Consider the following 22,049-nt stretch of genomic DNA (forward strand, 5'->3'; position numbering starts at 1 on the left):
TGTATGATTGGTGTCACAGTCACTGTCCGATCCACCTATTCACAAAGGAGTGGCGCATTTTGGAAGAGCTTCGTATTGAGGCCAACGGCAACCTTGGTCCCATTGATTCGGCCCGAATCCCGCGCTATGCCGGTGCTGCCACCTATGCCCGACTGCCCCGCTTGGACCAGGTATCCAAGGCCGATGTCACGGTGGTCGGCGTTCCCTTCGACTCCGGTGTTTCCTACCGCCCCGGCGCCCGCTTCGGTGCCAACCATGTGCGTGAGGCCAGCCGCTTGCTGCGTCCGTACAACCCGGCCTGGGATGTCAGCCCCTTCGAGAACATCCAGGTCGCCGACGCTGGCGACATGGCGGTGAACCCGTTCAACATCAACGAGGCCATCGAGACCATCCAGCAGAATGCACTGGACCTGACCGCCAATGGAAGCAAGCTCGTCACGCTTGGCGGCGACCACACCATTGCCCTGCCGCTGCTCCGGGCCGCCGCCGAACGCGCAGGCGAACCCGTTGCCATGCTGCACTTCGATGCCCACCTGGACACCTGGGACACCTACTTCGGCGCCGAGTACACGCACGGCACCCCGTTCCGCCGCGCCGTCGAAGAGGGCATCCTGGACACCGAGGCCATCAGCCACGTCGGCACCCGCGGCCCGCTTTACGGCAAGAAAGACCTCGACGACGACCACCGCTTCGGCTTCGGCATCGTCACCTCGGCGGACGTCTACTACCAGGGCGTCCTGGAAACCGTGGCCAAGATCCGGGACCGCATCGGCAACCGCCCGCTGTACATTTCGGTGGACATCGACGTCCTCGATCCGGCCCACGCTCCGGGCACAGGCACGCCTGAAGCCGGCGGCATCACCAGCCGCGAGCTTCTCGAAATCATCCGCGGATTCCGTGGCATGAACCTCGTGGGCGCAGACATCGTTGAGGTCGCCCCGGCCTATGACCACGCCGAGATCACCGGCGTCGCAGCCAGCCACGTTGCCTACGAGCTCGTCACCCTCATGGCCGACAACGCCGTCGAAGGCAACCGCCACGGCGCGCTCAACGGCTATGCCGCCCAGGCCCTGGGCCAGGAATCCCGGCGCCCGGCCGGCTTCGCTCCGGCGGTCACGAAGTGACGGACCAGCGCAACGGCGGGGACCTCGTCGTCGAGACCCTCGAGGCGCTCGGCGCGAAGACGGTCTTCGGGATCCCGGGCCAGCACGCCTTGGGATTGTTCGACGCGATGGGCCGCGGCAATCTGCACTTCGTGTCCTCCCGGGTGGAGAACAACTCGGCCTTCGCCGCTGACGGATATTCCCGTGCCACGGGTGAGGTCGGGGTCCTGTTCCTGTCGACGGGCCCGGGGGCTCTGACATCCTTGGCCGGCTTGCAGGAAGCGTATGCGACCGGCGTGCCGATGGTGGTCGTGGCGAGCCAGATCCCCTTGGACGGTCTGGGTGCGCGCCGGAAGGGCATGCTCCACCAGCTCGATGACCAGAAGGCCTCGGCCGCGAACGTCACCAAGAGCCAGCGCCTCATCCAGCACGCGTCCGGGATTCCTTCGGCCATCCAGGACGCCTGGACCGAGGCCATCTCCTCCCCGCAAGGGCCCGTGTGGATCGAGATTCCGCAGAACGTGCTCCTGGATCCGATCATGGTCCCGCCCGTGGAGGATGCCCTTGCCGAAGCGGCCGACAACCCGCCGCGCGTGGAGCTGATCCGCGAAGCCGTCAAATGGCTCTCGACGGCGGAGCGGCCGGCGATCATCGCCGGCGGCGGCACCCGCCGTGGCCGGGCCGAGAAGTCGCTCCTGTCGATCGCCGAGAAACTCCGTGCCCCGGTCATCTGCACTCCCGGTGGCAACGGGGCGTTCCCGTGGACCCACGAGCTGTCCTTGCAGTCCTGGATCGAAGACCGCCACATGACGGATGTCCTCGAGGACGCCGACGTGCTGATCGTCATCGGTTCCTCCCTGGGTGAGGTAACGTCCAACTACTTCACCTTCGAGCCGCGCGGCCGCATCATCCAGATCGACGCCGAACCCCGGGTCCTCGAGTCCAACCGGCCTGGCCTGGGCATCCGCGCCGACGCCGGCCAGGCGCTTTCCGCGCTCGACGAGGCGTTGCCTCCGGCTGCGACGGCACCGGACTGGCGCGGCGCTACGCCCGAGGCTCTTGTCAAGGAGTCCCTGGCCAAGGTCAGGGCGCGACTTGAAGAGCAGGACCTCGGCAAGGAACTGAAGTTCATGGCCGACATCCGCGAAGCGGTTCCGGCTGACATGCAGACCTTCTGGGACATGACCATCTCGGCCTACTGGGGATGGAGCTGCTGGGATTCCCGCGAGGGCCAGTTCCACTCGGCCCAGGGCGCCGGCGGCCTCGGCTACGGCTTCCCGGCCGCGATCGGCGGTGCCGTGGGGCTGGAAACCGTGGGCAAGCCCGGCCGGGTGCTGGCTGTGTCCGGCGACGGATCCTCCATGTACTCGATCTCCGAGCTGGCCACCGCCAAGCAGCACAACGTCCCGGTCACCTGGCTGATTGTCGACGACGGCGGCTACGGCATCCTGCGCGAATACATGGTGGGCGCCTTCGGCAAGGCCACGGCCACAGAGCTCGCCCGTCCCGACTTCGTCAAGCTCGCCGAGGCCTTCGGTGTCCCTGCCCGCAGAGTGGCCCCGGAGGATGTCGGGGACGCGCTCCGGGAAGGCTTCGCCGCGGACGGTCCCAACGTCGTCGTGGTTGAAACCCTCCTGAAGATGTTCGGCCCCACGCACTTGGGCGACTGACTCAAACCCGCCTCAAACCCCAGCGCGAGCTGGCAGTTGATGACCCCTTTGTCGAAAGACGGGGGCATCTGCTGCCGGCTCGCGCTTGGTGGTTAACGCGCGTCACACATCATTAGTTTCCCAAAGCAATCATTTTGGCGTATAGTTGCTTTAGGCAAACAAAAGTGAGGTGTCTTCCATGGCTGTCGCATCCAGCACAGCAACCGAACTCGTCCATCAGATCTTCGATCTCCAGCGGGTGCTGCGTTGCATCGTGACCTCGAACATCGCGAAAGATGCCGACGTCGGATTCGCGCTGCAGGGTGTCATGCGCTTCATCGGCGAGGGGGAGTCCCGGGCCACGAAGCTAGCCTCCCGCCTCGGCGTCAGCCCCCCGGTCCTCAGCAGGCACATCGCCGAACTCGAGGAACTCGGCCTGGTGGTCCGCCGCCCCGATCCCGCCGACGGCCGCGCGCAATTGGTGGCCCTTTCGGAATCCGGGATTGAGAAGGTCCGGGACTTCGAAGAACAGCGCAGCCTCAACCTGCGGGCCTACCTCGCGGAATGGAGCGAGGAAGACGCCTTGGAAGCAGGGCAGGTCCTGGAGAAATTGACCACATCACTCAACTATTCAGTCCGGGCAACGGTGGCCGGCTCCCACCACTCGAACCACACAGCTTAGGAGCAGCAGCAATGGCAACCCGAATACAAGAACGTTCGACGGCGGTGCCGGCGTCATCCGCGCCCATGACGCACCGCCAGATCATGGAGGCCCTGACCGGCCTCCTTGCGGCATTCTTTACCGCCATCCTGAGCAGCACCATCGTGGCCAACGCCCTGCCGACCATCATGTCCGACCTTCACGGCACCCAAACGGACTTCGCGTGGGTCATCACGGCCGCGCTGCTGGCCAACGCCGCTACCACGCCCATCTGGGGCAAGCTCGCCGACCTCTTCGACAAGAAGCTCCTGGTCCAGCTGAGCATCGTGATCTTCGTGGCCGGCTCTGTCATGGCCGGTTTCTCCCAGAGCATTCCCTTCCTGCTGACGGCCCGCTTCATCCAGGGCATCGCCTTGGGCGGCCTCACCGCTTTGGCCCAGGCCATCATCGGCACCATGATCCCGCCGCGGGACCGTGGCAAGTACTCGGGCTACATGGGCGCCGTCATGGCGGTCGGTACCGCCGGCGGCCCGCTCCTCGGTGGCTTCATCGTTGACAGCCCGCTCGGCTGGCGCTGGACGTTCTTCGTCTGCGTGCCGCTCGCCGTCGTCGCGCTCATCCTGCTCCAGGTGACCCTCAAGATCCAGCACGTCAAGCGCCCGGCCAAGATCGACTGGCTCGGTTCCGTCCTGCTGACCTCGGGCGTGAGCCTGCTCCTCATCTGGGTTTCCTTCGCCGGCAACCCGGACTACTACGACTGGATCTCCTGGCAGTCCGCCCTCATGGTAGGCGGCGGCGTGCTCCTGCTGGCCCTCCTCGTGGTGGTCGAATCCAAGGTGGCCCAGCCCATCATCCCGCTGAAGATCATCTCCCAGCGCACCACCGCTTTGGCGATCCTGGCCTCTGTGGCCGTTGGTATCGCGATGTTCAGCTCCTCCACCTTCCTCGGCCAGTACTTCCAGGTAGCCCGTGGTGCCACGCCCACCGAGGCAGGCCTCCTGACGCTGCCGATGATTGCGGGCAACCTCCTGGGCTCGGTGGTCTCCGGCCAGCTCATCAGCCGCTTCGGCAAATGGAAGCGCTTCCTCCTGGCGGGTACTGTGCTCCTGGCCGGCGGCCTTGCCTTCACCGGCACCATCGACCACACCACGGCGCTGTGGGTCACGTGCTGCTACACCGCGATCTTCGGCCTCGGCCTTGGCTTGCTGATGCAGAACCTGGTCCTCGCGGTCCAGAACACCGTCCGCGCCCAGGACATCGGAACGGCCAGCGCGTCCGTGGCATTCTTCCGCTCCGTCGGCGGTGCGATCGGTGTTTCCGTGCTCGGCGCCATCATGGCTACGCACGTCAAGGACCTTGCCACCCAAGGCTTCGCCGCGGCCCACATCCCGGTGAGCGGTGGCTCGGGCGATGCGAGCATGGACCTGACGGACTTGCCCGCCCCGATCCGCGACATCATGCGTGCCGCCTACGGCGACGCGACAGCCCAGATCTTCATGATCTCCGCCGTCATCGCAGTGGTCGCTTTCCTCGCGGTGCTGTTCATCAAGGAAGTTCCGCTGCGGAAGACCGTGGACGCAACGCCGGAGAAGGAATTGCTGGCGAACGCTTCCGGCGAGGCCGCCATGACGCTGGACACCTCTGCATTGCCGGTCATCGAATCCGCCGAGTTCGCCCAAGCAGCCGACGACGGCGGCACCCCCTTGGGTGCCAGCCGCGCCCGGGCGGCGGCCGAGAAGGAGCACGATGAGCTTGACCTTGAGTTTGCCCGCATCCTCACCCAGGAACGGCCTGACCCCGCCGCCGGCCTGCGCGAAGTCCAGGACCAGCTCGCCCGCACCCAACGCTTGCTGGCCGAGCAACAGCTTCAGCTGAGCAGGGCACAACGCGAACTCCAGGCACGCGTGCACGAACAGCAGGCCACCGCCGTCGAGCAGTCGCGGATCGCCGAGGAGTTGGCCGCGCTGCGCAAGGAACTCAAGCGGGAGCGCCGCCGCCAGGAAAGGGCAGCCTTGCTGCTCCTCGCCGGCGACGCCTCGCGGGCAGGGGAGACGGGGCGGCACGCCGGCTAGGGGAGCCTGGCGGGCAAACGCCTGCGGGACGCGTGGCCGGAGCCGCTGCAGCGAGTTTGGACGCTGCGGCGGCTCAGCTACGTCGCAAGGATGATATTCGGCTACCGATATTTCGTTGAGGCAACGGATTTCGTAGAGTTGAGGGACTAATTCTGTCAGCGCCTGCTGCTATCCATGTGTTTAGTCATTCGCATTATTTAGTCATTCGCACAGTCATCATTCGCGCACTCTCATTAAGGATCCGTGGGCATGCTTGTCACCCTGATACGGCGCTACTCCAAGCCGTATTTGCCGCAGATACTGGCCGTCATCATCTTCCAGCTGGCGTCTACGATCGCCACCCTCTATCTTCCAAGCCTCAACGCAAAGATCATCGATGAGGGGGTTTCCCGGGGGGACACCAACTACATCTGGCAAACCGGTGCCCTGATGCTCGTGGTCGCGCTCGGCCAGGTCATCGCGGCCATCGCGGGGGTCTACTTCGGATCCCGCGTGGCCATGGCCATGGGACGCGACTTGCGCAGGGACGTCTTCCGCAAGGTCAGCAGCTTCTCGGCCAAGGACGTCAACAGCTTCGGCGCGCCCACGTTGATCACCCGCGGCACCAACGACGTCCAGCAAGTCCAGATGCTCATGCTCATGGGCCTGAACTTCATGGTTTCCACGCCCATCATGTGTGTTGGCGGCATCATCATGGCCTTGCGCGAGGACCTCAGCCTCTCCTGGCTCGTGTGGGTCTCCGTGCCCCTGCTGGTGGCCGTGGTTGGCTACCTCGTGGTGAGGCTCATGCCGCTCTTCCGCTCCATGCAGATGAAGATCGACGCCATCAACGGCGTCCTGCGCGAACAGATCATCGGCATCCGCGTGGTCCGGGCGTTCGTTCGTGAACCCTACGAGGCTAAGCGCTTCGGCGACGCCAACAAGGACCTCACCCTGGTTTCGGTCAAGATCGGCAACCTGTTTGTGCTGATGTTCCCGGCCATCGGAATGATACTGCACCTTTCCACGGCGGCAGTGCTGTGGTTCGGCGGCCAACGGGTGGATGCGGGCAACATGCAGGTGGGTTCCTTGACTGCCTTCCTGCAGTACCTGCTGCAGATCCTCATGGCCGTCATGATGGGTACCTTCATGGCCATGATGATTCCGCGCGCATCGGTGTGCGCGGACCGCATCGGTGAGGTCCTCGACGTCGAACCCTCCATCCACGATCCGAAGGCGCCGGTGGCGCCCGCGGAAAAGAAGGGTCGCGTCGAATTCCGCGATGTCACCTTCAAATACCCCGGTGCCGAAGCTCCCGTGTTGAGCAACATCTCCTTCACCGCGGAGCCGGGCCAGACCCTTGCCATCATCGGGTCCACCGGCGCAGGCAAGACCACCTTGGTGTCGCTGCTGCCGCGCCTGTACGACGTCGCGTCCGGCGATGTCTTGCTCGACGGCGTCCCGGTCACCAGCCTGGACCGCGATGAAATCACCAGTCGCGTGGCCACGGTGCCGCAGAAGCCCTACTTGTTCTCCGGAACCATCGAGCACAACCTGCGCTTCGGCAAGACCGACGCCACGGACCAGGAACTCTGGGATGCGCTGGAAACCGCGCAGGCCAAGGACTTCGTCATGGAAAAGTCCTCCGGCCTGAACCGACGGGTGGCCCAGGGCGGCACCAACGTTTCCGGCGGCCAGAGGCAACGCCTCTGCATCGCACGGGCCCTGGTGACGCAGCCCAAGGTCTACCTTTTCGATGACTCCTTCTCGGCCTTGGATGTGGCCACGGACGCCCGCCTTCGCCGGGCGCTGAAGGAAAAGACGCAGGATGCCACGGTCATCATCGTGGCCCAGCGCGTATCCACCATCGCGGACGCGGACCAGATCCTGGTCCTGGACAACGGCAGGATCGTTGACCGCGGCACCCATGAAGAACTCCTGGAAACGTCACCCACGTACCAGGAGATCGTCGAATCCCAGCTGAGCGCGGAGGAAGTGGCATGAGCGAACAGAATCAGCAAAAGCGCGATTGGGCCGCGAAAGCCGAAGCGGCGAAGGCCGCGCGCGAAGCCGCGGAAGCGAAGGACGCAGCAGCTGACGGTGCAGTGACCGCTGTGGACGATGACGACATCGAAGAAACCGAATACACCCCGGGCGAAGCCGACGGCGGAATGTTCGGCAACCTGCCGGCCAAGAAGGCCAAGGCGTTCGGACCGTCGGCCAAGCGGCTCCTCGGGCTGCTCAAGCCGGAGGCCGCCGGAGTCGTCTTCGTCATCGGCCTCGTGGTGGTCTCGGTGGTCCTGAACGTCATCGCCCCGAAGATCCTCGGCAGCGCCATGGACGTCATCTTCGGCGGTGTCATGGGCAAGCAATTGCCTCCCGGAGTGAGCCAAGCGGCCTTCGCCGAGGGCCTCCGCCAGGCCGGCCAGAACAACTTCGCGGACATGGTCTCCAAGATGGAGCTCACCAACGGGATCAACTTCTCCAAGCTCACGTTCCTGATCTCGATCGTGCTCTTGATGTACTTCGTAGCCAACATCTTCCTGTGGGCCCAGGGCTACATCCTGAACAAGATCGTCATGAAGGTCATCAACCGGCTCCGCAATGACGTCCAGGCAAAGCTCAACCGCTTGCCCCTGAACTACTTCGACACCCGCCAGCGCGGCGACATCCTCTCCCGCGTGACGAACGACGTCGACAACGTCCAGCAAGGGCTGCAGCAGGCGTTCGCGCAGCTGGTCAGCTCGGTGCTGACAGTCTTCGGCATCACCATCATGATGTTCATCGTGTCATGGCAGCTCGCCCTCATCGCGCTGGTTGCCCTGCCGCTCTCCGGCGTCCTTGCCGGCGTCATTGGCTCGCGCAGCCAGAAGCTCTTCGCTGCCCAGTGGAAGAACACCGGTTCCCTCAATGGCCAGATCGAGGAATCGTTCTCGGGCCACGAGCTCGTCAAAGTCTTCGGGCGCGACGCGGACATGCTGGAGCGTTTCGACGAACGCAACGAAGCCTTGTACAAGGCCTCGTTCGGGGCGCAGTTCGTTTCCGGCATCATCTTCCCGGCGATGAACTTCGTCTCCTACCTCAGCTACGTGGGCATCGCCGTCGTCGGTGGTTTGCGCGTGGCCTCCGGTTCCATGAGCCTGGGCGACGCCACGGCGTTCATCCAGTACTCGCGTGAATTCACCCAGCCGCTCGGCCAGATTGCAGGCATGGCCAACATGCTCCAGTCAGGCGTGGCTTCGGCTGAGCGCGTTTTCGAGTTCCTGGATGCCGATGAGGAAGAGCCGGAGAACGCGGCCCGCCACCTGCCCCCGCGCACGGACGGCCACGTCGAGTTCGAGAACGTGTCCTTCAGCTACGTCGCAGACAAGCCGCTCATCGAGAACCTCTCCCTCAGTGCGGAGCCCGGACACACCGTGGCGATTGTCGGCCCCACAGGCGCGGGCAAGACCACCCTGGTCAACCTTGTCATGCGGTTCTACGAACTCAATTCGGGGCGTATCACCCTGGACGGGGTGGACATCAAGGAGCTGAGCCGTTCCGAGCTTCGTTCCAAGGTGGGAATGGTGCTGCAGGATGCCTGGCTGTTCGGCGGGACCATCTACGACAACATCAAGTACGGCAACCTCGACGCCACCGAGGAACAGATCATGGAGGCGGCGAAGGCCACGTACGTGGACCGCTTCGTGCGTGCCTTGCCGGATGGCTACCAGACCATCATCGACGAGGAAGGCAACAACGTCAGCGCGGGCGAGAAACAGCTCATCACCATCGCGCGGGCCTTCGTTTCCGATCCCTCGCTGTTGATCCTGGACGAGGCCACGAGCTCCGTTGACACCCGTACCGAGCTGCTGTTGCAGAAGGCCATGGCTGCCCTCCGCACGGATCGCACCAGCTTCGTCATCGCCCACCGCTTGTCCACCATCCGCGACGCCGACACCATCCTCGTGATGGAAAACGGCAGCATCGTGGAGCAGGGCAACCACAACCAACTGCTCTCATCGCAGGGCGCGTACTACCGCCTGTACATGTCGCAGTTTGCCGGTGAGGATGCCGGGGAAACCGTGGTGGATGACTCGACGGCGGTGCACAGCTGAGCCAGCGAATCACCGTCCAAGTGCCGATGCGTTGGGGAGACATGGACGCGTACGGGCACATCAACAACGTCCAGATCGTGCGCATGCTCGAGGAGGCCCGCATCGCGGCCTTCGGTCCGCCCCGCGGTGCCGGACTCCCCGGAGTGGAAGCTCCGGTCTCTGTGTTCGACTCTGTTGAAGACGGAGTCATGACCCTTGTGGTGGAGCACAAGGTCCGGTATGTCCGGACCTTGGAATACCGGAACATGCCGGCAGTCGTCGAGATCTGGGTCGGCGCCGTGAAGGGGGCGAGTTTTGACGTGCACTACGTCATCAAGGATCCCGTGACCGGCCAGGACTGCGTCAACGCCACTACCCATCTGGCGTTCGTCGACGAGTCCACGGGCCGCGTCCGCAGGCTCACTCCCGAACAGAAGCAGCAGCTGGAGCCGTACCGGACCTAGCGAAGCATTGCAGCAGCGCCCTGGGCGCCCCGGTGGCCGTAGAGTTTCCCCATGAAACTCGAGATCGTCGCCGTCGGCGCCCAGGGCGCTGCCGTTGCCGCCGAAGAAGGCGCGGACCGGATTGAACTTTGCAGCGCCTTGGAGCTCGGGGGACTGACCCCGAGCCAAGGGCTGATGGAAGCCGCGCAGGAAGCTGCCGACGGACGGCTGGAGATCCACCCGCTGATCCGCAGCAGGCCAGGAGATTTCCTGTACTCCGACGCCGATGTGGACACCATGGACCGCGAGATCCGGTTCCTGCTCAACCAAGGGGCTCACGGAGTGGTGATCGGAGTCCTCACAGCCGCCGGGGATATCGACGTCCAGGCCACTCGAAAGCTTGCCCACACGGCCCTGGAGACCAACCCCGACGCCCAACTGACCTTCCACCGGGCCGTCGACCATACTCCGGACCCGGCGGACGCCGCCGAGCAGCTCGTGGAGCTTGGATTCACCCGGGTGCTCAGCTCCGGGGGCGCCGCCACGGTGGGAGCCGGGATCGGGACCCTCGAGCGGATGGTCCGGCGGGCAGCGGGGCGGCTTGAGGTCATGGCTGGCGGCGGACTCGCCCTGGACGATATCCCGGCATTGCATGCCGCGGGACTAAGCGCGGTCCATTTGTCAGCCAAGGCCACGGTTTCCACGTGGAAAAACCGTGCGGATTCCTTCGGTGCGCCCGGCGATTCAGACCCGACGGCGTACATGGTCACCAACCGGGACCTGGTGAGGGCCGCCCGCGCCGCCTCCCGCTGACGCCCCCAACTAGCTAGCAGTTAATGTCGTTCTGGGCGCCCAAAACGACATTAAGTGCGAGTCAGTTGGGTGGGTCCCTTTACACGGCGGCGACTTGGGTCAAGGATAGGTGAAGCATTGCGATCGAAAATAGCCTCCAGGAGTCACAAAGATGCAAAACCTGAGCTTCTCCACCATCACTCTGAACATGGCGGAGTTGGGCCCCAATAGCCCGCTGCCCGTGGTCATGGCTGAACTGGACCAGCCGTACAGGATCGGCGACGGGGTCCCGCAGGAACTGCAGGCCGCAGCCCGCTACGGCCAGGTGCCGAACATGTTCCCGTACCTGATGCGGGACGGCTACTCGCGCGAGCGGACCGCCCACGAGGTGCCAGCGGTCGTGCTCGAGAACAGCAAACTGCGGGCCGTTGTCCTCCCCACCTTGGGCGGCCGGCTGTGGGAGCTCATCGACAAGGCCTCGGGCAAACATCTCCTGCACACCCATGGGACCCTGCAGTTCGCCAACATCGCCCTGCGCAAGGCCTGGTTCGCCGGCGGCCTCGAATGGAACATCGGCACCCGCGGGCACTCGCCCACCACGTGCGATCCGGTGCACACCGCGATCGTCAAGACCCCCGAGGGCCACGACGTCCTGCGCATGTGGGAGTTCGAACGCCTCCGCGAAGTGGTTTTCCAAGTGGACATGTGGCTTCCGGAGGACTCGGACGTGCTGCTGACTGCGGTCCGGATCAGGAACCCCCATGGCCACGAGGTCCCCATGTACTGGTGGAGCAATGCCGCCGTTCCCGAGACGGCGGAGACTCGCGTGATTGCGCCCGCCACGGAGGCCTTCGGCAGCGATTACACCACCGACATCGCCCGTGTCCGGCCCACGGAACACCAGGGCCTGGATGCCACCTGGTTGATCAACAGCCCGCACGCGGCGGACTTCTTCTTCGACATCCAGCCCGGGCACCGGCACTGGATTACCGCGGTAGACCACGACGGCGACGGCCTGGCCATGCTGTCGACCAGCCTCCTGCGCGGGAAGAAGTTGTTCGTGTGGGGCCAGGGCGACGGCGGGAAGCGCTGGCAGGAATGGCTCAGCCCCGGTGCCGGCCCCTACGCGGAAATCCAGGCCGGGCTGGCGCAGACCCAGTTCGAGCACCTGGCCATGCCTGCCGGCGCCGAGTGGAGCTGGGTGGAGGCCTACGGCAACGCCAAGCTGGATCCGGCGACCTCCCATGGCAAGGATTGGGCTGCGGCCGTGACCCACGCCAGTGCCCGGCTCGAAGAACTCGTCCCGGACGCGGAGCTTGAAGTGGCCCTCGCCGAAGCCGCGCGGAACTATGCGCTGCACCCGGACAAGATGCTCGTGCGCGGCAGCGCTTGGGGTGCTTTGGAGAGCGCCCGACGCCGACACTCAGGCCGCGCGTGGCTGGACGAAAGCGGCACGCCCTTCGCCGACGATGCAACCCCTGAGGCCACCGAGGAAACAGGCCCGTGGCACAGCCTGCTGGATGGGGCTGGTTTCCTGGGCGCTGAGACCTTCGTGGCTGGGGCCGATTGGGAAGAACTGTTGGCCAAGGATGGCGGTGCGGAGGCGCAGTTCCACCTCGCCACGATGACGCACGCCCGGCAGGACCTCGACGGTGCGATCGCCGGATACGGTTCCGCGCTGATTTCCGACGGTCTCTCGCCACGGTCCACGGTCCTCGCCCACCGGGGCCGCGCCCTCGCGCTGCTGGCCACCGGCAAGGTCGACGAAGGCTTGGCTGAACTGGCCGTCGCGAGCCGGCTGGAGCCGTCCAACCTCCCCCTGCTCAGCGAAGCCATGACCCTCAGCATCCGGCATGGGAACCCCGCGCAAGCACTCGCCTTGGCGAGCGAGGCACCTGCCGGAATGTCCGACGTCGGGCGCGTCCGTTTCCTGATGGCGCTCGCCCTCTGGGGCGTCGGCAACGGCCAGGAGGCTGCAGGGATGCTCCGCGAGGGCATCGAGATCCCGGACATCCGGGAAGGCGAGGACGGGATCGCCGAGCTGTGGCAAGAAGTGTGCCCCGGGGAGCCGGTGCCTGCCCATTACCGCTTCGGAATGCACTGAACTTCCGGAGCGCACAGGCTCGGGGCACATGCGGCAGGAGGCAAGTTGCGGGACGCATGTGGCAGAACGTAAGAGGCGGGGCGCCTGTGGCGGGGGTGCCGACTTTGCTGATGCCAGCACCAAGTTAAACCATGTAAGTTGGCATGGTGACTCCCTCCACCAAAACCCCACTGACCCGTGCCCCCGGTATCTCCAAGGAGATCGAAGATGCGGCCTGGTTCGTGCTGGGCCCGGGGCTGCAAGGCAAAGCCTCGGCGCTCGACGGCAGCACCCGCACTTGGACAGTGGACGCCGCCAGCGAGCTCCTGGAGCGCTTGGAACGCGGCGTCGGAGATGCCAAGGCACCCATGATGACCAACCTGCGCCAAAACCTTGAAGGGGCATCACGCGAGGCCAAGCTGCTCGCCGTCGAACTCCTCTTCCTGCAGTCCTTGCCCCTCGCGCACGAGGTCAAATCGCTCAAGGTCAAGCGCGCCCGCGTGGCCGAAGCCGCGTCCTGGCTCGATCCCGAGCTACAGCTCCCCAAGGAGTTGTACAAGGGCATGACCGATCACGGCGTCATCCGTGACCGGACCGCGGAATTCAACTGGACCATCTGGGACCACCTGACCTGGCTGTGCCGCTTCGTGGCCCACATCGATGGCCAGTCCAACGCGAGTATCACCAAGGCCCTCAAAGACCCGCTGAAATTCCACGAACTCGCCGCGGCGACCCCCGAGGACCAGCCGGCCATCCGGCGCAGCATCGAATACCTGGCGTGGCCCAGCTACTTCGAACCAGTGGTTGCCGACGTCGAGCGGCGCGAAATCCGGGACGCTTTCGCCTCACTCGTTGGCGGCGCGCACGGCGAAACGGAAATCGACATCACCGCGGACGTCAACCGCATCCGGCTGTACTTGGATGAACAGGCGGGCCAGCGCATCGATTGGTACGACCGCCAGCTCGTGAGCCAGTGGCGCAAAGTGGGAGATCCCGGCCGGCGTGCGTGGCTGCTGCGCACGCACCAAGACTCTGCAGAGCTTCTCGCCGCGTGGCGGGACGAGGAAAAGGCGACACTCGACGTCGAGCACCTCCGCGAACTCACCCCGGGCGTGACAGCTGGCCTGGTGCAGCATGCCGTGGACGAGGACTACAAGCACCTTGGCTACGTGGAGCGGGAGGACACCAAGACCGCTGTTTTCGCGTTCCTGACCGTGATGAAGCCCGGCGACCTCGCCCTTTTCCAGAACTCCGGAGCCATCAGGATCGGCGTGGTCCTGGGCGAGCCGGAACACAACGAGGACAACCGCCGGCTCCGCCGCAAAGTGCGTTGGTTTGATGAGACCCACCCGATCGCCGAGGCTCCGCGGCACGTCCAGCGCCAACTCTCCACGTCGGGGATCGTCGTGGACGTCACCAGGGTCATCCAGTCGCTGCAGTCCCTCCTGCCCGCCGAAGCCGAGTCCGACGGCGAGGAAGCCGCCGCCCCGGACGCCGTCGTCGAGCCCGTCATTGAAGGGTTCCGCCCCCTCACCGAAGAGTTCGCGGCTTCCCTCCACATGGAGCTCGAGCCGCTCAAGGAGATCGCCGAACTCCTCGAGGAGAACCGCCAACTGGTGCTCTACGGCCCTCCGGGAACGGGAAAGACCTACCTCGCGAAGCATTTGGCGGCCGAGCTCGCTGGCGACAGCACCGATGAGCGCGTCAAGCTGGTCCAGTTCCACCCGTCCTACGCGTACGAGGACTTCTTCGAGGGGTACCGGCCGGACAAGACCGACGACGGCCAGGTGTCGTTCAAGCTCGTCGCCGGGCCGCTCCGCCGCCTCGCCGAAGAGGCCGCGAAGCCCGGGAACTCCAACAAGCCGTACTTCCTCATCATCGACGAGATGAACCGCGCCAACCTGGCGAAAGTGTTCGGTGAGCTGTACTTCCTGCTGGAATACCGCGACGACCGGATCTACCTTCAGTACAGCCCCAACGAACCGTTCAGCCTGCCGGACAACCTCTACATCATCGGCACCATGAACACGGCAGACCGCTCCATCGCGATGATGGACGCGGCGATCCGCCGTCGCTTCGCGTTTGTCGAGTTGCATCCCAAGGTGGAACCGATCCGCGGTTCGCTCCGGCGGTTCCTCACGGCCCGCGGCCTGGACACCCTCAACGCGGACCTGCTGGACGCCCTGAACGACTCCATCGACGATTGGGACCGGGACTTGATGATCGGCCCCTCCTACTTCATGAAGAACGCGGCCCAGAACCCTGCCGGGCTGCGCCGGATCTGGAAATACGAACTCATGCCGCTTCTTGAGGAGCACTACCACGGTCAATTGAACCGGGCCCAGCTGGAGGAGCGCTTCGGTCTGGACCAGTTGTTGGGTCGACTTGCAGTCCGCTAAGACCGCGCCGCCGCGGCCTACCCGCGCACCGGGTACCGGAAAGCCAGCGGTCCGCACGTTCCCGAAAGCTTCCACGGTGCGGCACATCGTCATGGACGAGCTCTCCGGCGGGATCGTGGACAAGCTTGATCCGGACACAGCCGCCCTCCTCAACTCGAGTGGGCTCGCGAAGGCCTCGCCCATGGGGATGGGCCTTTACCGCATCGAGCCGGTGGGCAAGGTGGGGTCCGTGCGGACGCCGACCGTACAGTTCGAGGTGCGGCCCAAGGACCGCCTCGGCCTGAACCGGCTGCTTTTCTTGCTTAGCTACGCCGGGGACCAGGGATTCCGCGAGGATTCGGTGGCCGCCGTCGAGCACAAGGACCTGTGGAGCGCCCTCGCCGAGTCACTCGCCCAGTTGTCGGAGCGCGCCCTCAGCCGCGGTCCGCTGCAGGGGTATCTCACCGTGGACGAGTCCCTCCGGACGGTCAAGGGCCGTATCCGGATCTCGGACCAGATTTCGCGCCGTCCCGGGATGCTGGTTCCGCTTGAAGTCTCCTACGACGAATTCACCGAGGACATCGCCGAAAACCGCATCCTGCGGGCCGCCCTCGAGCGGATGGGCAAGGTTCCCGGGGTGCGGCAAGATGTCCTGAGCCGCCTGCGGCAGCTCAAGGGAAAGCTCGACGCCGTCACGCGGCTGCAGTCCGGGGCGCCCCTCCCGACGTGGCAGGCCAACCGCATGAACCTCCGATACCACCCGGTCCTGCGCTTGGCCGAGCTCATCCTGCGCAATGCCTCGGCCGAAGCGGGGGCGGGGAAGCAGCAGACCGCCTCGTTTGTGGTGGACATGTCCACTGTGTTTGAAGAATTCGTGGGCGTGGCTTTGCGGGCGGCCATGCGGGCACATCCCGGTGAAATGCGGCTTCAATACGGCGCGACGCTCAACGAAGCTGTGCGGGATTCGGACCGGCTCACAGTGCGCCCCGACGCCGTGCATTTCCTGGGTGGCAGGCCCGTGGTGGTGTACGACTCCAAATACGCCTCGGCTACCGATTCCGGGGCATCGTTGAACGCGGACCACTACCAACTCCTGGCCTACTGCACGGCCTTGCAAGTGCCCACGGCGTGGCTGGTCTACGCGGGCAAGGGGGAGATGAAGCTGCGGCGGATCCTCAACACGGACATCGACATTGTGGAGTACCCCCTGGACCTGTCCCGCCCGCCGGTGGAGATCCTTGCCGCCGTCACGGACCTGGCCCAGCAGTCCTGGGGAGAAGTGGTGCGCCAGGCGCGACGGTGAGGTGCCTGCGTGTTCCGTCCAGGCGGCGGGCGGACTAGCCTGAGAGGGCAAGTCACTGCAGATGGAGGCGCCATGCACAGCAAGAAAAAGAAAAAGTCCTGGAAGGACATAACTCCGGGGCAACGGGTAGGCGTGCTTGTGGTGGGTGCGGGACAGATGGCGTTGCTCATCGCGGCACAACGCAGCATTTCCAAGACCCCCGCGGCCCAGATCAGGGGAAACAAAGCCGTATGGCGGGCCGCAAGCTTCATCAATTTCTTTGGGCCGCTGAGCTATTTCCTGTTCGGCCGCCGTCGAGGAACTGCGTGAGCTGACTCTCCAAGGCCGAACGGTCCCGCAGTTCGCATTCCCACACGGTGAGAACCTCCCATCCTGAGGCTCTCAGCAGTTCGCGCTGCCCGGCGTCGCGCTCCCGGGTGCGGTTGCGCTTGGCTTCCCAAAAGTCCGCGTTGGCCGTCGGAGCGTGCAGGCCTGCCTTGCAATCGTGGAAGTGCCAGAAGCACCCGTTCACGAAAATCACCTTGCGACGGCCGGCAAACACGAGATCCGGGCTGCCGGGCAACTTCCCGCCCGCGGCCCGGCCGTGGAGCCGGTACCGGTAACCCTTGGCATGCAGGAGCCGACGGACCAAGAGCTCGGGCTTGGTGTTCTTGCCCCGGATCTTGGACATGTTCAGGCTGCGTTGCTCAGGCGTCAGCAGGTCGCGGCTCTCGCCCATATCCTCAGTCTACGCAGCGCCCCTGAAACGCCCGCTCACGTATCGCGCCCAAATCCGAAACGCCCGCTCACGTATCGCGCCCAAATCCGAAACCCTCGCTCGATTGATCTTCAGGCTCCCGCGAGAACGTGAATTCTTCCCGCGGTGAACGACTGATAACATTCGCCGGTGAGTCGAGGGATATTTCAGCGTTTAGTAGGCATCGTTATAGCGGTAACAGTTGGCGGTGCGGCGGCTCTCTTGTGGTTCGCTATTGCGTCAACCGGGAATTCTGCAGTCGAGTCGCGGGCCGAGGGCATTGTCCTTGGCGTCTGGAGCGTCCTCTACGATTCCGTGGCGCCGCAACCCCGCGTCATTTTGACGGCCATCGCCTTTGCACTTCTGCTGTCCGCTGGAGTGGCTTTGCTGGAGCGGCGCATTGCCAACAGGTCCCGCCGATCCGCCAATCCCCGGACGCCGCTGGCGCCAAAAATCGTCATGGCGGAAACCCGCGGTATGTACGCCGGCCCGGTAACGGTGACCGTCTTGATTCCGGCACACAATGAAGAAGCTTCGTTGCCGGCCACCATTGCCTCCCTTTTGACCCAATCGCATCGTCCGGAACGCGTGATCGTGGTGGCCGACAATTGCACCGATGCAACCGCAGCCCTTGCGCGCGAAGCCGGGGTTGAGGTGTTCGAATCGGTGAACAATACGAAAAAGAAGGCCGGCGCACTCAACCAAGCGCTGAAGTGGCTGCTGCCTGGCCAAGGCGATAACGACGTCGTGATGGTGATGGATGCGGACACCAGCCTTGACGATGGTTTCCTGGAGGTCGCAGTCTCGCGGATGACCAACGACAGGGCCTTGATGGCCGTGGGTGGCCTCTTTTACGGCGAGGAGGGGCACGGAATTGTCGGCCAGTTCCAGCGCAACGAATATATTCGGTATTCCCGTGAAATCGGACGACGGCGTGGCCGCGTTTTTGTACTGACCGGCACGGCCTCGCTCTTTCGCCCCCGGGCCCTGCGCACTGTTGCCCAGAGTCGCGGTGAGTCGATTCCGGGAATTCAGGGAGACGTTTACGATACGGCAGCTTTGACTGAGGACAATGAGCTCACGATTGCCTTGAAGTCGCTCGGCGGCCTCATGATTTCCCCCATGCAGTGCACCGTCGTCACCGAGTTGATGCCGAATTTCCGCACATTGTGGGCTCAGCGGCTTCGTTGGCAGCGGGGTGCCCTGGAAAACCTGGGGGCCTACGGAGCAACACCCCAGACGCTTCGATACTGGGCGCAGCAATTCGGCATTGGATATGGGGTGATTGCGCTCAGCGCCTACCTGCTACTGATCCTCTTGATGGTTTTGTCGCTGGATAACTGGGTCTGGTTCCCGTTCTGGCTGGGAATCGGGATCGTCTTTTCGATCGAGCGGGTTGTCACTGTGTGGAAGGGTGGCTGGCGGGCACGCCTTTTGGCAGCCACGCTCTTTCCGGAATTGTTCTTCGATATGTTCCTCAACGAGATTTATGTCAAGGGAATCATCGACATTTCCCTTGATCGGCAAGCCACCTGGAAACACCTCAACCATTCACAAAGCGGCGAAACCTCGAAGGCGCAGTAATCATGGCTATTCTTGCTTCCATTCCTACCGGAATCTTGCTTCCCGAAGGAATCCTGCACTCCGATTGGTTTGCCGTTCTGGCGACCTTCGTAGCGATTAATACTTTGATGTATGGCGCGCTGGCCATCGCGAAGATCTTGCCGAAAGTGCACCCCGGCGATTGGGTTCGCACCCGGAATCAGCGATCGGAAACCCGGAGCATCCATCCCGATGCCCCCGCCGTGAACGAAGCTATGGACTTCCTCAAAAACCGACGCTGACCGTCCGCGGTGCCTGGAAGGACAGCAAGCGTAACCACTCAGGGTTCGGGTCTGCCAAACGAACGCCTTGCAGCGCTGCCGCAGTTTCCTGCACGACGACGGCGGCCTCCAGCTCCGCGAGTTTCGCACCAAGGCAGCGGTGGATGCCAGAGCCGAAGGCCAGTCCGTAGGACGTAAGGCCCTGCTCCGACACTGAGTGGTTGCCCGTGAGTTCCAGCAGGATTTCCGCACCGGCCGGTATGTGCCCGCCGTCGAACATCGTGTCCCGTGCGGCAATCCGGCGCCACGTTGGAACGGAAGATTCCGTGGCCAGGACGTGCCGGATGAGGTCCCGGGCCGTGGAGCCGGAAGCTGCGTCGTCCCAGGCAAAGCCGACCGATCCCTCGGCAAGCCGGAATAGCGCCGTGCTGATGAGCTGCGTGGTGGTTTCCTGCCCCGCGATGAGCAAGAAGTACCCGAGGGAACAGATTTCCGGAGTGCTCAGACCGTGCTCCGCCAAGGAGCCGAAGAGATTCCGCCCTGGCGAGGCCACGGCCTCGAGGACGAGATCCCGGAGCCAGCCGTAGAACTCCGCGGCGCTGTGGGCCAGTTCCAGTTGCCGCTCGGAATCCGGCCAACCCCAGAACAGTTCCAGGGAGTCCAAACTCCAGGCCTTCAATTTCGCAAGATCCCGCACCGGGAGTCCCAAAAGCTCCAGCATCACGATCGCCGGCGGGTGCGCAGCCACCGCATGGACGAGATCCACGCGCCCGTCCGCCTTCAGCAGCCCGGCGGCCGTCGCTGCCGCATCCCGCGCGATGCCGCGAATACGTGACTCGAAAGCGCCTACGGTGGCGGGGGTGAAGAACCCGGCCACCACCTTCCGGATACCGGCATGGGAATCGGTATGGTTGCTGGCCAGCACGGGCGGCAATGCGAATCGGGCTCGCTGCAGGACCCGCAAGGACGGTCCGGACAACGGTGTCACAGCGATGAGGGCGTTCGCCGGGCTGAAGTCATCAGGTCGGTGCAGGACCTCCCGCACCGCCGCGGGGTCCCGCAGCACCATATAGGGACATGTCCGGGCGCTGGCAGAAGCGGTACTCATGACCAGGCGCCGCTCAGCCAGTGCGCGCTTGCTTCGCGGAAGGTCACCGGAGGAAGGTCCGCGGCGCGTTCCGGGATCACTCCGAGGAGCGGCCGCGACGCGCCAAGTGTCGCCCGGTTGCCGTGTTCCAGCACGCCCGGGTCGTCCGGCCACGACCCCAGAACGACGCCCCGGATGGCCAGGTCCCTGCGTTCCAGGGCTTCGAGGGTGAGTGCCGTGTGGTTGAGGGTTCCCAAGGCTGGACGGGCAACCACAACAAAGCCTGCATCCGGCCCAAGGTGCCTGCCCAGATCCGCCAGCGTGCCGCCGTCGTGGTCTAGCTCCACAAGAAGTCCACCGGAACCCTCCACGAGGACGTGGTCATGGGTGCTCGCGAGTTCGCGGACCCGCGTGGCATGTGCCGCCAGCGGCGGCAAAGCGACTCTGTCGAGCGCCGCTGCGGGCACGGGGGCGAGGGGTTCTTGAAGCACGACGCCGGCCTCGGCCGTGAGCGGTCCGGCCAAGCGGGCGATTTCGGTGCAGTCGGAGTCGCCAACAGCAGCTCCGCTCTGGCACGGCTTGTACACGGCCACAGACCGGCCCTCAGCCTGCAGGGCGGACGCGAGTGCCGCCGTCGTGACCGTTTTGCCGACGCCGGTGTCTGTCCCGGTGACCAGCACTATTGGTGGCAGTCTCATGGCGTTTCCTCCAAAATACGGCGCAACGTCGCGCACGCGTAGTCGATGTCGTGGGGCGTCAGGGTGGCGCGGGCCGTCAGCCTGAGGCGGGAGACGCCGTCGGGAACTGATGGCGGGCGGAAGCAGCCGACGCGGACCCCGGCCCTGTGCGCGGCCTTGCTTGCCTCCTGGGCAGCAGCGCCGGAGCGCATGGGGATGGATTGCACGGCACCGGCCTGTTGAAAGGGTTCGACGGCGGTGCCCCTCCACTGCAGAAAATGCATCAGTCCCGCCGTGAGGCTGGAAGCGTTCCGGTGGACGGCCGCGGCGCGCCAAGGTTCCGCACGGATGATTCCGACGGCGGCCAGTGCAGCGGCAGCCGACGACGGCGCGAGTCCTGTGTCGAAGATGAAGCTGCGTGCCCTGTTGACGAGGTGTTCCCGGAGCAGCGCGCTGCCCAAGACGGCTCCACCTTGGCTACCGAGTGACTTGGAAAGCGTCGCGGTCAGCACCACGTTGGGGTGGGCGGCAAGTTCCGTTCCGGCCACCGAACCGCGGCCCTGAAACGCGCCGTTGCCCGCCACCCCGAGGCTGTGGGCTTCATCCACGAGGAGCATCGCGTCGTGCTCTTCGGCCAATGCCAGCAACTGGGGGAGCGGGGCGGCGTCCCCGAAGACGCTGTAGATGGACTCGACCGCGATCAAGGCCCGGGGTTCAGTGCGGGTGCGCAGCTGGTGCCCGGTTGCGCCGAGATCGTTGTGCGGAACCGTTTCCACCCTCGAACGACTCAGCCGGAAACCGTCAATGAGCGAAGCGTGGCAATGTTCGTCGGCAACGATGAGGGTCCCGGGTCCGCCGAGCGCCGTCGTGACTCCCAGATTCGCCAAGTATCCGGACGAGAAGACCAACGCTGATTCCATGCCTGTCAGGTCCGCGAGCCCGGACTCGAGTTCCAGGTGCAGCGCAGTGGTTCCGGCAACCAGCCGAGACGACGTGGCACCGGTACCCCAACGGCCGATCGCTTCCCGGGCAGCTTCTGCCAGCCTCGGATCCGTCGCGAGGCCAAGATAGTCGTTGCTGGCCAGATCCACTCCCGGGTCCCCACCGAGGCGCGTCATGGGCGTCCGGACGAGGCCCCGGCGCTCGCGGACCGCGGCCTGCTGTTCCAACCACGCGGTCATGGACCT

18 protein-coding genes are annotated in these 22,049 nt (G+C 64.8%); 14 read left to right on the forward strand and 4 right to left on the reverse strand.

Annotated elements, in window-relative coordinates; translation table 11 throughout:
* Positions 1 to 59: 59 nt before the first annotated feature.
* From speB to QRN45_RS21025, 12 genes are all read left to right on the forward strand, one after another.
* On the forward strand, positions 60 to 1,124 hold the full coding sequence (speB, locus tag QRN45_RS17470; RefSeq protein ID WP_078106159.1) for an agmatinase: 1,065 nt from the start codon (positions 60 to 62) through the stop codon (positions 1,122 to 1,124).
* Positions 1,121 to 2,773: a thiamine pyrophosphate-binding protein gene (locus tag QRN45_RS17475; RefSeq protein WP_171983411.1), complete on the forward strand. Its 1,653-nt coding sequence runs from the start codon at positions 1,121 to 1,123 to the stop codon at positions 2,771 to 2,773. Before speB ends, QRN45_RS17475 begins: the two co-directional genes overlap by 4 nt.
* Positions 2,774 to 2,951: 178 nt before the next feature.
* Positions 2,952 to 3,434, forward strand: a complete 483-nt coding sequence (locus QRN45_RS17480) for a MarR family winged helix-turn-helix transcriptional regulator (protein WP_284764150.1) — start codon at positions 2,952 to 2,954, stop codon at positions 3,432 to 3,434.
* 11 nt (positions 3,435 to 3,445) lie between these two features.
* On the forward strand, positions 3,446 to 5,485 hold the full coding sequence (locus QRN45_RS17485; RefSeq protein ID WP_284764151.1) for an MDR family MFS transporter: 2,040 nt from the start codon (positions 3,446 to 3,448) through the stop codon (positions 5,483 to 5,485).
* 249 nt (positions 5,486 to 5,734) lie between these two features.
* Complete coding sequence (locus QRN45_RS17490) at positions 5,735 to 7,468, forward strand: ABC transporter ATP-binding protein (RefSeq protein WP_241710177.1); 1,734 nt, start codon at positions 5,735 to 5,737, stop codon at positions 7,466 to 7,468.
* Positions 7,465 to 9,561, forward strand: coding sequence for an ABC transporter ATP-binding protein (locus QRN45_RS17495; protein ID WP_284764152.1), 2,097 nt, complete (start codon positions 7,465 to 7,467; stop codon positions 9,559 to 9,561). Before QRN45_RS17490 ends, QRN45_RS17495 begins: the two co-directional genes overlap by 4 nt.
* Before the next feature lie 26 nt (positions 9,562 to 9,587).
* Positions 9,588 to 10,004, forward strand: a complete 417-nt coding sequence (locus QRN45_RS17500; protein ID WP_284764171.1) for an acyl-CoA thioesterase — start codon at positions 9,588 to 9,590, stop codon at positions 10,002 to 10,004.
* A gap of 51 nt (positions 10,005 to 10,055) precedes the next feature.
* On the forward strand, positions 10,056 to 10,796 hold the full coding sequence (locus QRN45_RS17505; protein ID WP_284764153.1) for a copper homeostasis protein CutC: 741 nt from the start codon (positions 10,056 to 10,058) through the stop codon (positions 10,794 to 10,796).
* Positions 10,797 to 10,947: 151 nt separating this feature from the next.
* Complete coding sequence (locus QRN45_RS17510; RefSeq protein ID WP_284764154.1) at positions 10,948 to 12,879, forward strand: DUF5107 domain-containing protein; 1,932 nt, start codon at positions 10,948 to 10,950, stop codon at positions 12,877 to 12,879.
* Positions 12,880 to 13,022: 143 nt separating this feature from the next.
* Positions 13,023 to 15,257, forward strand: coding sequence for an McrB family protein (locus QRN45_RS17515; RefSeq protein ID WP_241710181.1), 2,235 nt, complete (start codon positions 13,023 to 13,025; stop codon positions 15,255 to 15,257).
* Between the two features lie 91 nt (positions 15,258 to 15,348).
* Positions 15,349 to 16,539 (forward strand): 5-methylcytosine restriction system specificity protein McrC, encoded by a 1,191-nt coding sequence (locus QRN45_RS17520; protein WP_241710207.1) that lies wholly within the window; start codon positions 15,349 to 15,351, stop codon positions 16,537 to 16,539.
* Positions 16,540 to 16,695: 156 nt separating this feature from the next.
* Positions 16,696 to 16,848 (forward strand): PLDc N-terminal domain-containing protein, encoded by a 153-nt coding sequence (locus QRN45_RS21025; RefSeq protein WP_502870729.1) that lies wholly within the window; start codon positions 16,696 to 16,698, stop codon positions 16,846 to 16,848.
* Here QRN45_RS21025 and QRN45_RS17530 read toward each other — a convergent pair.
* A complete protein-coding gene (locus tag QRN45_RS17530) occupies positions 16,790 to 17,257 on the reverse strand; it encodes a very short patch repair endonuclease (protein ID WP_078106150.1) in 468 nt (155 codons plus the stop codon). The two genes, QRN45_RS21025 and QRN45_RS17530, sit on opposite strands and share 59 nt — an antisense overlap.
* Positions 17,258 to 17,590: 333 nt before the next feature.
* On the opposite strand from QRN45_RS17530, the gene QRN45_RS17535 reads away from it, so the two are divergent.
* Both QRN45_RS17535 and QRN45_RS17540 read left to right on the forward strand, forming a co-directional pair.
* A complete protein-coding gene (locus QRN45_RS17535) occupies positions 17,591 to 18,859 on the forward strand; it encodes a glycosyltransferase family 2 protein (RefSeq protein ID WP_284764156.1) in 1,269 nt (422 codons plus the stop codon).
* A 2-nt stretch (positions 18,860 to 18,861) separates the two neighbouring features.
* Positions 18,862 to 19,119, forward strand: coding sequence for a hypothetical protein (locus QRN45_RS17540; protein WP_284764157.1), 258 nt, complete (start codon positions 18,862 to 18,864; stop codon positions 19,117 to 19,119).
* Here QRN45_RS17540 and QRN45_RS17545 read toward each other — a convergent pair.
* The 3 genes from QRN45_RS17545 to QRN45_RS17555 are packed head-to-tail and all read right to left on the reverse strand — an operon-like array spanning position 19,103 to position 22,043.
* The gene (locus tag QRN45_RS17545; RefSeq protein WP_284764158.1) at positions 19,103 to 20,206 is read right to left on the reverse strand and encodes a cytochrome P450; all 1,104 of its coding nucleotides are present in this window, start codon (positions 20,204 to 20,206) and stop codon (positions 19,103 to 19,105) included. The two genes, QRN45_RS17540 and QRN45_RS17545, sit on opposite strands and share 17 nt — an antisense overlap.
* Positions 20,203 to 20,883, reverse strand: coding sequence for a dethiobiotin synthase (gene bioD / locus QRN45_RS17550; protein ID WP_241710186.1), 681 nt, complete (start codon positions 20,881 to 20,883; stop codon positions 20,203 to 20,205). Before bioD ends, QRN45_RS17545 begins: the two co-directional genes overlap by 4 nt.
* The gene (locus tag QRN45_RS17555; RefSeq protein WP_502870730.1) at positions 20,880 to 22,043 is read right to left on the reverse strand and encodes an 8-amino-7-oxononanoate synthase; all 1,164 of its coding nucleotides are present in this window, start codon (positions 22,041 to 22,043) and stop codon (positions 20,880 to 20,882) included. Before QRN45_RS17555 ends, bioD begins: the two co-directional genes overlap by 4 nt.
* Between the last annotated feature and the right edge of the window lie 6 nt (positions 22,044 to 22,049).

This window comes from Arthrobacter sp. efr-133-R2A-63 (assembly GCF_030209795.1).
GTDB classification, from domain to species: Bacteria; Actinomycetota; Actinomycetes; order Actinomycetales; family Micrococcaceae; genus Arthrobacter; species Arthrobacter bambusae_A.